We start from the raw sequence: 14,095 nt of genomic DNA, 5'->3' as shown, positions 1-14,095 counted from the left end.
GGCGAATTGAGCTACGGACGTGCGATCCAGGCGTAGTGGAACCGCTCGGTGTCGCGCCCGCCCGAAAACGGGTAGGGGACATCCATCGCTTCGGGGATAAGGGTCGAGGTGTCAACACCTCGGTCTTGCAGCAAGGCTGCCAGTGGCGCGGGCAGGGCGGTGTTGTTGGCGCCGTTCCAGATCACCAGACCCGGGCTTTGCGGGCTGATGAAACCGGCGGATGCCGCCACCGAAGGCTGCGCCACCGAAATATCCGGCGCCGCCAGTCTGGCGCTGCCGGCAAGGATCATGGTGTCGGCGAGAATATAAGCCGGACGGCTGTCAGGCTTGGCTTCTGCAAGCACCTGGCGCACGAAAGGCACCGATGGCAGGCTGTCCTTCTGATAGCGGCCAAAAAGCGGCGCCAGAATATTGCCCGCCGCCAGATAGATGAGAAAGCCGAAGGCGAGCAGCGACACCGGCAGTGCAAGGATCGAGGCACCCTGCGGGCGACGGTAGAAGCCGCCATTCGCCTCGATCTTCAGACAGAGATAAAGCGGCAGCACGAGCAGGAAGGGTGACAGCCATTTCTGGCTGATCGTCGTGGCACCCATACCGAACGAGATCAATCCGACGACCGCAAGACAGAGCAGGAACAGACGCCCCGTCACCCGCGTCCAGACGGTCGAAACCTTCCGACAGTCGAAAACCTCGCGACCGAAGGCGATCAGCATGAAAAGGATGACGGGAAAGCCGCCCTTGATCGCCGCGCCGATCAGCGTCACGAACCCGTCCAGCCGGTCGACAAGGAAATGGCCGGTCGCGTCGTCGCGCATCTCGTCGATCGTACCCTCCGTTGCCGCATGGATATTGCCGAGGAACCACAGCGCATGCGGCAGACAGATCAGGGCGGCAATCACGATGGTGGCGATCAGCCGTCGGTCGAAAAGCCGGCGCCGCAATTCGGCTTCCGGCAGGATGGCGATCAGGGCCGCAATCGGCACCACGACAAAATTGTATTTGGAGATCGTGCCGATGCCGATCGCCACGCCGGTCAGCGCATAACGCCAGAGTGCCGGTCGTGTCAGCGCGCCGAAAAACGCGTAGAGAAACAGCGACACGCAAAAGAGCAGCGCCACCGCATGGCTGAGGTCACGCTGCGACAGGACCGTAACGGCGGGCAATGACAGGACGCCGAGGATCGCTGCGGCGGAAACATCCTTGCGCTCGCTGAGCTGGCGTGCCGCCAGCCCGAAAAACACGCAACAGAGAAACAGCAGGCCGTTCTTCAGCACCGTCAGCGAAAAGATCGACGGCCCGAAAAGATGCATGACCCCGTATTGCAGCCAATTGTAGAAGGGCGGCTGACGTCCGTAACCGAGCAACAGGAACTGCGACAGCACCACCTGTTCCGATTCGTCCGCCTGCAGACCTTCTGTGCGCAACACGCGCAGCAGTATCGCGGCCAGACAATAGGCCGCGACCAGCCAGAGAACCCGCTCCGGCTTCAGCGTGAGCGCATCACGCAGCCGGCGCATCGGCCTGGTATACTTCTCTGACGATATAGCTGAGCGCCGTATCCTCCCGGTAATAGGTGCGGGCGATCATTTCGGCCAGAATGCCGGTGGTGATCATCTGCACGGCCGACAAGAACAGCATGACGCCGATCAGGAACAGCGGCCGCGTGCCGATATCATTGCCCATGATGAACTTGTCGATGAACAGATAGAACAGAATCAGCGCCGACAGCGCACCGAGGCCAAGGCCGAGCGAGCCGAAGAAATGCCCCGGCCGCGCCTTGAAGCGCATGAAGAACATCACCGACAGAAGGTCGAGGATCACCCGGAACGTGCGCGATATGCCGTATTTGGAAACGCCATGCTGGCGTGCATGGTGTGTCACCGGCATTTCGCCGATCCGCGAGCTCGGCACGACGCCGGCAACCCAGGCCGGGATGAAACGGTGCATCTCGCCCATCAGCTTCACCTGCTTGATCACCGCCGACCGATAGATCTTCAGCGAACAGCCGTAGTCATGCAGGCGCACGCCGGTAATGCGACCGATCAGCCGGTTGGCGATGAAGGAGGGAACCTTGCGCAAGAGCAATCCGTCCTGGCGGTTCTTGCGCCAACCGACCAGAAGGTCGAGTTCGCGGCGTTCAAGCTCCGCCACCATGGTCGGAATGTCCTTAGGATCGTTTTGCAGGTCGCCGTCGAGCGTCGCGATCAGCCGGCCCTCGGCCTGGGTGATGCCGGCCTGCATGGCCGCCGTCTGGCCGAAATTGCGCTGCAATGCGACGATCTTCAGATCAAGGCCCGGTCGGCCGATCTCAGCCCGGGCATTGACGACCGTCGCATCCGTGCTGCCGTCATCGACGAGGATCAACTCCCAGCTTGCCGGATAATCGACCATCGAGGTACAGATCCGCTCGATCAGCGGCCCGACGCTTTCCTCTTCGTTGAACAGCGGCACCACCAGCGACAGTTCGACCGCATTGGGCGTCTCGACGAGGCGGGTCACCGACTCAGTTGTTGTACGCACCTTGTGTTTCTCCTAAGAAGCGGGGTCCTTGAGAAGTGCACGCCGTGGCGTGCATCGTTTTTGCATCGACCCGAAATATCCTGTTGGGGCTCCTGATATATGAAGAGTTATCCTGTTGCCAGCCGCAAAACATGGGTAATTCGCAACGCCATGACGCTGCTGACGCTGGCCGTCGTCATCCTTTATGCCGCCTTCATCCAATGGGTCTGGGGCTGGGGCAGCGTTCTGTCGTTATGGGAGGAGGCCGGCCTCGGCTCGGCGCTTGCAGCTCTTCTGGCGCTGCTCGGCACCTATGTCCTGCGCACCTGGCGCATCTACGACTATTTTCCGGCAGAGACTGCCGGCCGCTTCGGCACTCTTCTGCGCCTTGTCCAGGTTCACAACCTCCTCAACATCATGCTGCCCTTCCGCTCCGGTGAGGCGAGTTTTCCACTGTTGATGAAGCGTGAGTTCGATCTGTCGTTGGCAAGAGGCACGGCCGCACTCTTCGTCATGCGGCTGTTCGATCTCCACGCTTTGCTTGCCGCGGCCGGCATGGGCCTTGTACTGCAGGCCGATGGTCAGCCGGCAGCAATCTTGGCCTGGGGCCTCTGGCTGGTCTTCCTGATCCTGCCGGCAGCAGGTTTTGCGCTGCGTCGTCTCGGCTTGCGGCTTGCGAGAAAAATCATGCCGGCCAAGGCGGAAAAAATGCTGGCCGAAGTCGAGGCGGGGCTTCCTGTCGATGCTGCAGCCTTTGCGCGCGCCTGGGGGGCAACGCTTGTCAACTGGTTCACCAAGATCGCGGTTCTCGCCTGGGTCCTCTGCCTGCTCGGAGGGCTCTCGCTCGGATCGGGTTTCGGTGGAGCGCTCGGCGGCGAACTTTCTTCCGTCCTGCCGGTCCATGCGCCGGGTGGTGTCGGTACCTATCCGGCCGGAATTAGCGCCGGCGCCATCGCCTTCGGCGCGATGGCAAGTGGCGATGGCCTGGCCGAACTCGGCCGCGCCGCGGTCAACACCCACCTCCTCGTCATCGTCTCATCGATGATCGGTACGGCGTTGTCATTGTTCGCGGCGCGAGGCAAGAGGCAGGTTTCAGGCGAACCTTAGGCCGAGATGCTCGGCCATCGGCAGATAGTCCTTGTCCCGTTGCAGCAGGCTGTGGCCGTGTTCGATGCAGTAGCTACCTATGATCAGACCGGGTGTCTTGCCGGTGGTGAATCCGCGTTCCCGCAATCTCCGGTAATTCGACGTCGCCTTGATTGCCAAGGCTGGAGACAGCATCGAAACGATCGGGAAAGCGGCGAAATTCAGCTCGATCAAACGCGCCGTCGGCCGACAATGTTATTGGAACGCCGTCTCGTAGAAACTGCGCAGTTTGCGCGAATGCAGCGTCTCGGTCGGCATGGCGGCGAGCTTCTGCACGGCGCGGATGCCGATCTGCAGATGCTGGCTGACCTGAGTGCGGTAAAATGCGGTCGCCATGCCCGGCAGTTTCAGTTCGCCATGCAACGGTCGGTCGGAGACGCACAGCAGCGTTCCGTAAGGCACGCGGAAACGGAAGCCATTGGCCGCGATCGTTGCCGATTCCATGTCGAGCGCGATGGCGCGTGACTGCGACAGCCGCTTCACCGGACCCGCCTGGTCGCGAAGTTCCCAGTTGCGATTGTCGATCGTCGCCACCGTGCCGGTGCGCATGATCCGCTTCAGTTCGAAACCCTCGTAGCCGGTCACTTCCTCGACGGCGCTTTCCAGCGCCTGCTGCACTTCCGCAAGCGCCGGGATAGGCACCCAGACGGGCAGGTCGTCGTCCAGCACGTGGTCCTCGCGAACATAGGCATGGGCAAGCACGTAATCGCCGAGCCGCTGGCTGTTGCGAAGCCCGGCACAATGGCCGACCATCAGCCAGGCATGCGGGCGAAGCACGGCGATATGGTCGGTGATCGTCTTGGCGTTGGACGGGCCGATGCCGATATTGACCAGCGTAATGCCCGAATGGTCATCTTTTTTCAGGTGATAGGCCGGCATTTGCGGCAGGCGGCCGGATGCTTCCGTCTCCGGCCGGTCCCGGCCGGCAAGCGTCGTGATGTTGCCTGGCTCGACAAAGGCCGTGTAGCCATCGCCACCCTCGGCCATCAGCTTGCGGGCCCAGGTGGCGAATTCGTCGATATAGAACTGGTAATTGGTGAACAGCACGAAGTTCTGGAAATGCTCGGCCCCCGTTGCCGTGTAGTGGCTGAGGCGCGCCAGTGAATAATCGATGCGCTGGGCGGTAAACGGCGCAAGCGGTGCAGGCTCGCCCGGACGCGCCTCATATTCGCCATTGGCGATCAGGTCGTCAGTATTATTGAGATCGGGCGTGTCGAACAGGTCGCGCATGGGAATGTCGGCCATCGCGCTGGAGGCCGAGGCTTCCACATGTGCGCCTTCGCCAAAGGCGAAATGCAGCGGGATCGGTGTCGTCGATTCCGACACGGTCACCGGTATGCCGTGATTGCGCATCAAAAGCTCGAGCTGTTCGATCAGATAGTGGCGAAACAGGATCGGCCGCGTCACCGTCGTCGTATAGACGCCGGGCGCTGCGACATGCCCGTAGGAGAGGCGCGAATCGGCATGGCCGAAGGACGTCGTCTCGATCGATACCTGCGGGTAGCAGGCACGGTAGCGACCGGCCACCGGACCTCCTCTGGCGAGACTGCCGAACCCGTCGATCAGGAATTGCGTATTCCGCTCATAAAGTGCCGTCAGCGCATCGACTGCCTGTTCGGCATTGTCGAAAACCTGAGGCTCTACCGGGCTCGGGCTGATGAAAGAAATGGGCGAAAGGGGAGCGATACGTGTGTTCATGAGCCATTATAGAGAGAACTCCATGACAATCAAACGGCGATCCACGCCCGCCTCTTCGCCTGCTGCATTTTCAATTCGGCGCCGGGCGCTGACCCGTCTCAAAGCGTCGTTACGCACTCGCCGTTCGACTGGTAGAAGCAAAGCGAACCGCTGCTGATGTTGATGCCAAGGGGGCGTTTGGATGTATGTGATGCCAGCGCTGCAAAGGAGATCGCGAAAATCGTCATCATCAGCGTGATAATGGTAAGGCGGCGTGCGATGGTCGGCATGATCTCTTCCCCCGGTTTCGAATGGAGGCAGAATAGTGGCCGCCACCTGTATGGAGGCTGAGAGCCTGTTTCATCTGCCGTTCAGGGTGATTAACGCCGCTCTCTGATCGTCATGGCCGCATACCCGGCACGGAAAGCCGGCCGATGCAGTCGGCTCCCGCTAGTCCTCTCGCCCGTCAAAGCCTCGTCCAGGTCTGCGACTTGCACAGCACCTTCAAGACGCAGCCCGTCATCTTCAGCGCATTGCCGGTTACCGCGCCGGAGCCCGCATAGGTCTTGTCATTGTCCGGATCGGTGATTTCGCCGGAATAGCTGTCGCCGCTACCGGCAAGCTTGCCGATCTGCTTTCCGGCATGTTTGCCCGTCTTCAGCGTCACGCAATAGGCTGTTCCGCATTTGCCGATCTCGGCGGTGGCACCGCTTTCGGTCTTCCAGTTGCCTTCGATCGGCTCGGCCGCCTGGCTGGCGATCGCAAGCATCGAAAAAGCCGCAGCCAGGGCGAAAGTCTTCAGCATGGGATCTCCTCCTTGGATCATTGCTTCGATGGGCAACGATTGCCCTCCCGCAATCGATACCGGCCCGCAAATTAGATTACCTGTACGTAAAGGTAAAGTTCCGACCCCTCGGCAACCACACCGTTTTCCACCTTTTCCGACAGATCTTCCTGCTCCGTTTTTTCCGTCTTTGCGCAGACGGATGCGAAAACGTGCTGAACAAAGGGTTTCGATCGAAATCCTAACACTTCGTGAACAGAAGCCGGAAACCCTTAACAGGCAGGCCTTGTGGTGCTTAACGAAAATACAAATTTACGAAGAATTTGAACTTTGTTTTCCGCAAGTTAAGCATTCTTTTTAGCGGTCTTTTCGAACCTTTGGAGCATATTGGTCTCATCAAACGAGCGGGAAAAACCGCCACCCCGATGGATCGACAAAGCCGCATGAGACGGTGATCCGGACGGGAATGATGAACAGGGCAGAAGAATAAACCAGGTCTTTAAACAGGGATCAAAACCGATGGCACGCTTTGAAATTTCTTCGACTGAAATGGCCACCATGGGTGGCGAGGCCCGCGCGGAAGTCTTCTGCGACATGGGACTTATGTATGCAACGGGCCGCGGGGTCGAAATCGACCTCGTGTCCGCCCACAAATGGCTGAACATCGCCGCCATCAAGGGGTCCGACCGTGCCGCAGAACTGCGCGCCGATCTCGCCTGCCAGATGAGCAAGATGCAGCTTGCGGAAGCGCTGCGCGCTGCCCGCGAATGGATGACGGTGCACTGAGCATAGCCATCCGGCAAATCACACAAACAATAAAAATGGAGGAGGGAGCCCGGCATCAGCGATTTTATCGCGCCCGGCACCCGACAATTGAGCCGCGACCGGCAGGGACAATGCCGGCGCGGCTTTTTCCGTCACCGGATCTCCTGTCAATCCTGGCCGTCGAACGCCTCACGGGCGCCCTGCACGGCGTCATGATTGTCCACCGCCCATATCCAGACATTGCAAAAGGCCGCCCCCAGCGTCAGACCGAGCGGCGACAGCCGGTATTCCACCTTCGGCGGCACTGACGGATAGAGCGTGCGGACCACCAGCCCGTCGCGTTCCATGCGGCGCAGCGTCTGTGTCAGCATCTTCTGGCTTATCCCCTCGACAGTCCGGGCCAGTTCGGAAAAGCGCAGCGTTCCCTGATCCCATAACGTATCGAGGATAACGACCGTCCATTTGTCGGCAAAGCCGGCGATCATCTCGCGCACCACATTCTCGACGCCCGGCGGTACATCTTTCGGATAATCGCGCGCCTTGTAGGACTGCGCACGAAAAAGTTCCTCGGCCGTGAACGCGGATTCGTTCGGTTTTCCCATTTCTTTCTCGCAGGTGACTACGGCACTTTGAAGTGCCTACTTTCGAAAAGAGAGTTACTCAAGAATAGTGCGTGACTGTCGACGTGGGCAAGAGGCAAACGACGGCAGATCACGCCGGCCCGTGATGTCACGAGCCCGGTAATTCGAAAACGCAGACGTGTCGAACCGGCGGAATGATCCGTGCCGGAACGATGCCGGCTGCCGGCAACAGGCAAGGACCTCGATATTCTCGGGGCCACGACACGCTAGGGAAGGCGAATATGGACGATAACGCTTGGAAATCCGCCCAAAATTCCACCAGAAATTCCACACTGTCGCGCCGGACAGTCCTTTCTGCCGCTGCGATTGCCCCTGCCGTCGTTGTTGCCGCGGCCGCGGCCGGTAGCGCTCGGGCGCAGCAATTCCAGACCGACGACAAGGTGGCCATCGTCACCGGCTCGTCGCGCGGCATCGGCGCTGCAACGGCCAGGCGGCTGGCGGGCGACGGCTTCAAGGTCGTCGTCAATTGCCGGGTCAACCGGGACCTGGCAGCTGGCGTGGTACGCGAAATCGAGAATGCCGGTGGTCAGGCGGTATGGGAACAGGCCGATATCCGTGATCCCGCGGCTGTGCGTCGGCTTTTCGATGTGGCCGAGCGTAATTTCGGTGGGATCGACGTCGCGGTCGCCAATGCCTGTGTGATGAACCTCGCGCCGTTCCGCGACATGACCGACGAGGATTTCGACGTGATGGTCGATACCAACGTGAAGGGCAGTTTCAATACGTTGCGCGAAGCAGCCCGTCGCCTGCGCGATGGCGGTCGGATCGTCGCCACTTCGTCAAGTATCGTGCAGCTTCGTTCGCCGACCTACGGCCCTTACGCAGCCAGCAAGGGATCGATGGAGATCTACGCCAACATCCTTGCCAAGGAACTGGCCGGCCGGAAGATCTCCGTCAATGCCATCGCCCCCGGCCTCGTTGCCACAACGCTCTTCCTCGACGGCAAGACCGACGAGCAGGTCGCGGGGTTTGCGCAGCGCACGCCGCATGGCCGTATCGGTGAACCGTCCGATATCGCGGGCATGGTCGCCTTCCTCTGCAGCCCGGATGGCTGGTGGGTCAACGGCCAGACACTTTATGCCAATGGCGGTGTTGTCTGATCCGCAAGGATTTAAACTCTGGAAACGAAAGGGTCGGGCGCTTGTTCGCCCGGCCCTTTTGTTTTTTTACTCCGGTCCGGACCCGGCAAAAATGTTATCCGAGCGACTTCAAGACCTGCGGAAGCGCCTGTTCGAGCAGCGCCATGTCTGCGTCAGGCCCGGTGCTGATGCGAATGCAGCGATTGAGCGGCGCCACACCCGGCATGCGGATGAAAATGCCGTGGGCGAGCAGTCCGTCGACGATGGCGCGCGCATAGGCAGCGTCACGGCCACAATCGATGGCGACGAAATTGGTGGCCGAAGGCAACGCCTTGAGCCCGTTCGACGCGGCAATTGCCGCGATCCTTTCGCGTGATGCCTCGATCCTGCCGACCACGTCCTTGAGATAGGCCTGGTCTTTCAATGCGGCGATCGCTGCAGCCACCGCGATCCGGTTCATGCCGAAATGGTTGCGGATCTTGTCGAAGGCTTTTGCCGTGCCTTCCGTGGTGATCGCATAACCAACGCGTGCACCGGCCAATCCGTACGCCTTCGAGAAAGTGCGCGTGCGCACCACGTTCGGCAGCTCGATCAGTGCCGCGATCGACGGCAAAGCGCTGGCCGGGCCGGTCTCGCAATAGGCTTCGTCGAGAACGAGCAGCGTCGTTTCCGGCAGCGCCTTGGCAAAGGCGATCACTTTGTCGGCTTCCCACCAACTGCCCATCGGATTGTCCGGATTGGCAAAATAGACAAGCGGCGCGTTTTCCCGGCGCACCGCATCGAGCAGGCCGTCCATGTCTTCCCGGTCGTTGACATAAGGCACGGTCACGAGCCTGCCGCCGCAACCGGCGACGTGAAAGTTAAAGGTCGGATAACCGCCGAACGACGTCACCACCGGCACCGGCGTGGGCGAAGCGGGATCGATGACGAGACGGACGATCTGACCAAGCAGGCTGTCGACGCCTTCGCCGATCGCCAGATTTTCGGGGCGACATTTCAGATGGGCGGCAAGCGCCGCCTTAATGTCGAAATTTTCCGGGTCGGCATATTTCCAGGTGCCCGCCGCCGCCGCCGATATCGCCTCCATTACCGAAGGAGCCGGGCCGAAGCCGTTCTCGTTGGCGCCGATGCGCGCTTTGACGACGGCGCCGCTCTTTCGCTCCAGCGCTTCCGGCCCGACGAAAGGAACGGTGGCAGGCAGCGAATTGACGAGCGGGGTGAAGCGGGAAAATGCGGGCATGTCAGAAAGGTCCGGTTGAAAGCCGGCACACAATAGAAAGGTTTGCAGGCAGTGCAAGTCCGCAGGCTTCTTCAACAGGCGTCTGCTGCAATGACTTTCCAGCAACGCCGGATTTCGGCGGAAACATCGCTCTCATTGATGGTGGCGACAATTGAATGCAACTTTAGTGATAAATGAAATGCACCATCAAACGTTTGTGCTCATCCTGCTTCGATGGCCAAGTTTACGCTCATCGTCATTGCCGCTGCAGCCATAAGCTTTCTTGCTATGGGAGGACATTCGCTGTTGCCCAAGGCCGCTCGTTTGGTCGGCGCGGCCGTCGGCCCGTCCTGTCGGATAAAGGGCAACGTTTCGATCAATAGCGGTGAACGGATCTATCATGTTCCCGGCCAGCTTTATTATGAGGACACCATAATCAGGCGTGAATACGGAGAACGATGGTTCTGCTCCGAAGCGGATGCACGCGCCGCCGGATGGCGCCGGTCACGACAATAGATCCGACGAAGGGAAGGACGCCGCGCTGGCTAGTGGCTGGTCTCGAAATTAAGCCTGATCACGTGATGCAAAAATTCCGGGTTGATCAGCATGTTGAAGCCGACGACGACCTTCTCCTCATCGCGCGACATGACGGTGCAGCCGATTTCATCGCGAATGCCGAGGATAGCGAGGAAGAAATTCGTCGGTACCGGCAGGTTCGGGCTCACCTCGATCTCCGCTCCCTGAAGCGAGATGGTGCGGATCAGGCAGCGTATGCTGGTCTTGGTGCTGAGATGGTGTTCGACGAGCACGATCTTGCCCGGCCGATCAACGTTGAATTTCTCAAATACCCGGCGCAGGCCCGCCTGATCGTGGTTCTCGCTGCTATCCGTCAGTGGCGCCATATCGTCCTCCTTGCTCCTCTCCGCGACTATGATTTTATTCCTGTATTTCTGATGCATTCTAAAGTTGATTGGTAAATTTTTCGCGATCTGTGGTGTTCGACGGGGAGCGCTTTGCCCGGATTGACACGATGTCGCGTTGTTGACGGTTTTGCGTCGCGACGGTACCCCTTTCTCTGTCGCCATCGGTGCTATGCCGGAAGCGATCGGATCGGAACGGAGCAAGCAAGTGACAGGCAGGTTGGTGATCGTCGGAGCGGGGCAGGCGGGATTTGCGCTGGCCGCCAGGTTACGGGCGCTGAAGGACATGCGTCCGATCACCATGATCGGTGCCGAAGACGTCTTTCCCTATCAGCGGCCGCCGCTGTCGAAGAAATATCTGCTCGGCGAAATGAGCTTCGACCGCCTGACCTTCCGGGTAGATGCCTGGTTTGAGGAAAACGATGTCGAGGTCCGGCTTTCGACCTATGTCGAGGAAATCGACCGCGGCAGCAAGACCGTGCGCATGCAGGATGGCTCGGTTCTCGAATACGAGACGCTGGCAATCACAACCGGCTCCACGCCGCGCACGCTACCGGCCAGCATCGGCGGCGATCTGGACGGCGTCTATACCGTGCGCGACAAGCGTGATGCCGACAGGCTGGCCGACGAGATGAAAGCTGGCCGCCGTCTGCTGATCATCGGTGGCGGTTATATCGGGCTCGAGGCCGCCGCCGTCGCCCGCCATCTCGGCCTGGAGGTGACGCTGATCGAAATGGCCGACCGCATTCTCGCCCGCGTGGCATCGAAGGAGACGGCCGACATCATGCGTGGCATCCATGATGCACGCGGGGTGGTTATTCGCGAGAAGACCGGGCTCATCCGGCTGATCGGCGAGGATGGCAAGGTCCGTGCGGCCGAGCTTTCCGATGGAACCGTGATCGACCTCGATTTCGTCATCGTCGGCATCGGCGTTACTCCCAATGATCGGCTGGCGCAGGATTGCGGCCTCGATGTCGGCAACGGCATCCTCGTCGATGAATTTGCCCGTACCTCCGATCCGTCGATCTTCGCCATGGGCGATTGTGCCATGCTGCCCTGGCAGACGGGCCGCATCCGGCTCGAATCGGTGCAGAACGCCGTCGACCAGGCCGAATCGGTCGCAGCCACGCTTGCCGGTGCGACCGAGCCCTACGCACCAAAACCATGGTTCTGGTCCGACCAGTATGACGTCAAGCTGCAGATCGCCGGCTTTAATCTCGGTTACGACGAGACGCTGGTGCGCCCCGGTGCCCGTGAGGGAGCGGTGTCTGTCTGGTATTTCCGCGAAGGCAAGCTTATCGCCGTCGACGCGATCAACGACGCCAAGGCCTATGTCACCGGCAAGAAAATGCTGGAGATCGGCATCAACCCGCAAAAAACGCTGCTGGCCGACCCGGCCACCGACCTGAAGCAGCTCATCACCTGAATAACCTTTGGCCCACCGAACGGACCTCAAAACAGACTGAATGGCATAGGAGGAGACATGCCCGCACCGAAAAACGCGTTCAAGGCAGCCATCAAGGCCGCAAGCCCGCAGATCGGCCTCTGGCTGAATACCGGCGAGGCGCTGCCGGCCGAGATTGCCGCAACTGCGGGCTTCGACTGGCTGGTCATCGATTCGGAACACGGGCCGAACGATCTGCGCAGTATCATTGCCCAGTTGCGGGCGCTGGCACCGTTCCCGGTCGAGCCGGTCGTGCGTCCGCCGCTCGGCGAGACCTGGTTCATCAAGCAGCTTCTCGATGCCGGTGCGCGCACGCTACTCGTTCCGATGGTCGATTCGCCCGAACAGGCCAAAGCACTGGTGCAGGCGGTGCGTTATCCGCCGCGCGGCAGCCGTGGCCTGGGGGCAGCCGTCGCCCGCGCCTCCGGTTTCAACGCAATCGCGGATTATGCACAGACCGCCGATGACGAGATCTGCCTTCTCGTCCAGGCGGAAACCAGGACCGCGATCGACAATCTGGAGGCGATTGCCGCCGTCGATGGTGTTGATGGCGTCTTCATCGGCCCGGCCGACCTGTCTGCCGATCTCGGTTATCTTGGGCGAATGGAGGCTCCGGAAGTTCAAGAAGTAATCGAGCAGGCGATCGGGCGGATCATCGCCGCCGGCAAGCCGGCCGGCATTCTGACGTTCAGCGAGACCTTAAACCGCCGTTATCTCGATCTCGGCGCGACATTCGTCGCCGTTGGGGCCGACGTTACCGAATTGTCGGCGACGTTAAAGGCGCTGGCTGGCCGTTATGGTCGCGGATCCGGCGGCAGCGCTTCCGGTTCCGGCTACTGAGTGACCGACGACAAACCGGTGCGGGCTGCAGCCTGAGACGGCGGTTGCCCGCATTCATCCCCAGCCGCGACACCACTTTTTTCTAAAAGACCTTGCATTCGAAATTCTTTCACAATAATCACCACGGCACCGGAGAGGTGGCCGAGTGGTCGAAGGCGCTCCCCTGCTAAGGGAGTATACCCGGAAGGGTATCGTGGGTTCGAATCCCATCTTCTCCGCCATCATGCTTTTGCCGGCATATTCCAATTTCCAATCATCCAAATCGCAATTGTCTAAGCCTGCCACACATCGCCCGTTGTGTCGGCTCGGCAACACTAAATCTATGCGCGAGTGGTCCTTCCGCGCTGTCATAAGTGGCTGCTTTCAAAGTCCTTTCTTAACGAAATGTAAAATTTTAATGACGGCCGGATGCGGTTTTGTGCTGTTTCGGCAACAGGGTTTGCGGAAGCGGGCTGGCTAATCAACTTCCTGTCCACTTCACGATTGCATGATCGAAAGCCTTTTGTATTTTCAAATCCAGAAGCGCGGCGGTGGTTCGTCGGTTTCTACATCGTTGGGATGGGCAGGGAACAAAAGCCTCTGGCAAAGCAGACCCAACCCTGAATGAAACTTTGACTGGAGGTCAAAAATGAACATCAAGAGCCTTCTCCTCGGCTCCGCTGCAGCACTCGCAGCAGTATCTGGCGCCCAGGCTGCCGACGCAATCGTCGCTGCTGAACCTGAGCCGATGGAATACGTTCGCGTTTGCGACGCATTCGGCACTGGCTACTTCTACATCCCGGGCACCGAAACCTGCCTGAAGGTCGGCGGTCGCGTTCGTTTCGACGCGAAGTATGCTGACGCTTACACGACTAAGAGCAGCGGCACCTACACCAACACCCGCGCTGAAATCTACATGTCGTCTGCTTCGGACACCGAATTCGGCGCCCTGAAGACGAACATGACGGCTCGTTTTGACTACAACCCGCGCTACGACGTTTCCACGCTCGACGGCAACAACACCCGTACCCGCCTGATGGTTGCTACCATCGAACTCGGCGGCTTCACGGTTGGTCTGCAGGACTCGCTTTATGAGCAGCTG

16 protein-coding genes and 1 tRNA gene are annotated in these 14,095 nt (G+C 60.1%); 8 read left to right on the top strand and 9 right to left on the bottom strand.

The annotated features are described in order from the left end of the window. Window positions 1-11 precede the first annotated feature (11 nt). Window positions 12-1,517, bottom strand: a complete 1,506-nt coding sequence (locus AC2GXZ_RS06290) for an ArnT family glycosyltransferase (protein WP_483758302.1) — start codon at window positions 1,515-1,517, stop codon at window positions 12-14. Beyond that, window positions 1,501-2,520: a glycosyltransferase family 2 protein gene (locus AC2GXZ_RS06285; RefSeq protein WP_483758301.1), complete on the bottom strand. Its 1,020-nt coding sequence runs from the start codon at window positions 2,518-2,520 to the stop codon at window positions 1,501-1,503. Before AC2GXZ_RS06285 ends, AC2GXZ_RS06290 begins: the two co-directional genes overlap by 17 nt. 99 nt (window positions 2,521-2,619) lie before the next feature. Here AC2GXZ_RS06285 and AC2GXZ_RS06280 point away from each other — a divergent pair, with 99 nt between their 5' ends. Then, complete coding sequence (locus tag AC2GXZ_RS06280) at window positions 2,620-3,606, top strand: lysylphosphatidylglycerol synthase domain-containing protein (RefSeq protein ID WP_483758300.1); 987 nt, start codon at window positions 2,620-2,622, stop codon at window positions 3,604-3,606. On the opposite strand, the gene AC2GXZ_RS06275 is transcribed toward AC2GXZ_RS06280, so the two are convergent. The 4 genes from AC2GXZ_RS06275 to AC2GXZ_RS06260 all read right to left on the bottom strand — a co-directional run bounded on the left by AC2GXZ_RS06275 (window position 3,592) and on the right by AC2GXZ_RS06260 (window position 6,127). Continuing rightward, window positions 3,592-3,819, bottom strand: coding sequence for a PIN domain-containing protein (locus tag AC2GXZ_RS06275; RefSeq protein ID WP_483758299.1), 228 nt, complete (start codon window positions 3,817-3,819; stop codon window positions 3,592-3,594). The genes AC2GXZ_RS06280 and AC2GXZ_RS06275 overlap by 15 nt on opposite strands. Window positions 3,820-3,840: 21 nt before the next feature. Further along, on the bottom strand, window positions 3,841-5,343 hold the full coding sequence (amn, locus tag AC2GXZ_RS06270; protein ID WP_483758298.1) for an AMP nucleosidase: 1,503 nt from the start codon (window positions 5,341-5,343) through the stop codon (window positions 3,841-3,843). A 98-nt stretch (window positions 5,344-5,441) separates the two neighbouring features. After that, window positions 5,442-5,612, bottom strand: coding sequence for a hypothetical protein (locus tag AC2GXZ_RS06265; protein WP_483758297.1), 171 nt, complete (start codon window positions 5,610-5,612; stop codon window positions 5,442-5,444). 176 nt (window positions 5,613-5,788) lie between these two features. Further along, complete coding sequence (locus tag AC2GXZ_RS06260) at window positions 5,789-6,127, bottom strand: DUF2147 domain-containing protein (RefSeq protein WP_483758296.1); 339 nt, start codon at window positions 6,125-6,127, stop codon at window positions 5,789-5,791. Between the two features lie 498 nt (window positions 6,128-6,625). On the opposite strand from AC2GXZ_RS06260, the gene AC2GXZ_RS06255 reads away from it, so the two are divergent. Then, complete coding sequence (locus AC2GXZ_RS06255) at window positions 6,626-6,892, top strand: SEL1-like repeat protein (protein ID WP_483758295.1); 267 nt, start codon at window positions 6,626-6,628, stop codon at window positions 6,890-6,892. 146 nt (window positions 6,893-7,038) lie between these two features. On the opposite strand, the gene AC2GXZ_RS06250 is transcribed toward AC2GXZ_RS06255, so the two are convergent. Next, window positions 7,039-7,473 (bottom strand): winged helix-turn-helix transcriptional regulator, encoded by a 435-nt coding sequence (locus AC2GXZ_RS06250; RefSeq protein WP_483758294.1) that lies wholly within the window; start codon window positions 7,471-7,473, stop codon window positions 7,039-7,041. Window positions 7,474-7,733: 260 nt separating this feature from the next. Between AC2GXZ_RS06250 and AC2GXZ_RS06245 the strand changes: the two genes are divergently transcribed. Further along, on the top strand, window positions 7,734-8,612 hold the full coding sequence (locus AC2GXZ_RS06245; RefSeq protein ID WP_483758293.1) for an SDR family oxidoreductase: 879 nt from the start codon (window positions 7,734-7,736) through the stop codon (window positions 8,610-8,612). Window positions 8,613-8,706: 94 nt separating this feature from the next. Here the strand turns inward: AC2GXZ_RS06245 and AC2GXZ_RS06240 are convergent, their stop codons facing one another. Next, window positions 8,707-9,831: a pyridoxal phosphate-dependent aminotransferase gene (locus AC2GXZ_RS06240; protein WP_483758292.1), complete on the bottom strand. Its 1,125-nt coding sequence runs from the start codon at window positions 9,829-9,831 to the stop codon at window positions 8,707-8,709. 213 nt (window positions 9,832-10,044) lie between these two features. Between AC2GXZ_RS06240 and AC2GXZ_RS06235 the strand changes: the two genes are divergently transcribed. Beyond that, complete coding sequence (locus tag AC2GXZ_RS06235; RefSeq protein WP_483758291.1) at window positions 10,045-10,326, top strand: sunset domain-containing protein; 282 nt, start codon at window positions 10,045-10,047, stop codon at window positions 10,324-10,326. 29 nt (window positions 10,327-10,355) lie between these two features. Here AC2GXZ_RS06235 and AC2GXZ_RS06230 read toward each other — a convergent pair whose 3' ends face one another. Continuing rightward, on the bottom strand, window positions 10,356-10,712 hold the full coding sequence (locus AC2GXZ_RS06230; RefSeq protein WP_483758290.1) for a hypothetical protein: 357 nt from the start codon (window positions 10,710-10,712) through the stop codon (window positions 10,356-10,358). Window positions 10,713-10,938: 226 nt separating this feature from the next. On the opposite strand from AC2GXZ_RS06230, the gene AC2GXZ_RS06225 reads away from it, so the two are divergent. The 4 genes from AC2GXZ_RS06225 to AC2GXZ_RS06210 all read left to right on the top strand — a co-directional run. Next, on the top strand, window positions 10,939-12,156 hold the full coding sequence (locus tag AC2GXZ_RS06225; protein ID WP_483758289.1) for an NAD(P)/FAD-dependent oxidoreductase: 1,218 nt from the start codon (window positions 10,939-10,941) through the stop codon (window positions 12,154-12,156). 57 nt (window positions 12,157-12,213) lie between these two features. Further along, on the top strand, window positions 12,214-13,014 hold the full coding sequence (locus AC2GXZ_RS06220; RefSeq protein ID WP_483758288.1) for an aldolase/citrate lyase family protein: 801 nt from the start codon (window positions 12,214-12,216) through the stop codon (window positions 13,012-13,014). A gap of 131 nt (window positions 13,015-13,145) precedes the next feature. Beyond that, window positions 13,146-13,235: transfer RNA gene (locus AC2GXZ_RS06215), tRNA-Ser, on the top strand. Between the two features lie 407 nt (window positions 13,236-13,642). After that, the coding region (locus AC2GXZ_RS06210) for a porin (RefSeq protein ID WP_483758287.1) at window positions 13,643-14,095 on the top strand (453 nt) is incomplete at its 3' end.

The sequence above is a fragment of the Aliirhizobium sp. YIM B11859 genome (assembly GCF_057163345.1).
Note: the sequence above shows the minus strand (reverse complement) of the source record. Positions and strands in the feature narration are given on the sequence as shown.

Excerpts from the sequence above, each read along its gene's own strand:
- AC2GXZ_RS06245 (WP_483758293.1), top strand. The coding sequence starts at position 7,734 with ATGGACGATAACGCTTGGAAATCCGCCCAAAATTCCACCAGAAATTCC.
- AC2GXZ_RS06220 (WP_483758288.1), top strand. The coding sequence starts at position 12,214 with ATGCCCGCACCGAAAAACGCGTTCAAGGCAGCCATCAAGGCCGCAAGC.
- AC2GXZ_RS06240 (WP_483758292.1), bottom strand. The coding sequence starts at position 9,831 with ATGCCCGCATTTTCCCGCTTCACCCCGCTCGTCAATTCGCTGCCTGCC.
- AC2GXZ_RS06235 (WP_483758291.1), top strand. The coding sequence starts at position 10,045 with ATGGCCAAGTTTACGCTCATCGTCATTGCCGCTGCAGCCATAAGCTTT.
- AC2GXZ_RS06265 (WP_483758297.1), bottom strand. The coding sequence starts at position 5,612 with ATGCCGACCATCGCACGCCGCCTTACCATTATCACGCTGATGATGACG.
- amn (WP_483758298.1), bottom strand. The coding sequence starts at position 5,343 with ATGAACACACGTATCGCTCCCCTTTCGCCCATTTCTTTCATCAGCCCG.
- AC2GXZ_RS06260 (WP_483758296.1), bottom strand. The coding sequence starts at position 6,127 with ATGCTGAAGACTTTCGCCCTGGCTGCGGCTTTTTCGATGCTTGCGATC.
- AC2GXZ_RS06230 (WP_483758290.1), bottom strand. The coding sequence starts at position 10,712 with ATGGCGCCACTGACGGATAGCAGCGAGAACCACGATCAGGCGGGCCTG.
- AC2GXZ_RS06280 (WP_483758300.1), top strand. The coding sequence starts at position 2,620 with ATGAAGAGTTATCCTGTTGCCAGCCGCAAAACATGGGTAATTCGCAAC.
- AC2GXZ_RS06255 (WP_483758295.1), top strand. The coding sequence starts at position 6,626 with ATGGCACGCTTTGAAATTTCTTCGACTGAAATGGCCACCATGGGTGGC.
- AC2GXZ_RS06290 (WP_483758302.1), bottom strand. The coding sequence starts at position 1,517 with ATGCGCCGGCTGCGTGATGCGCTCACGCTGAAGCCGGAGCGGGTTCTC.
- AC2GXZ_RS06250 (WP_483758294.1), bottom strand. The coding sequence starts at position 7,473 with ATGGGAAAACCGAACGAATCCGCGTTCACGGCCGAGGAACTTTTTCGT.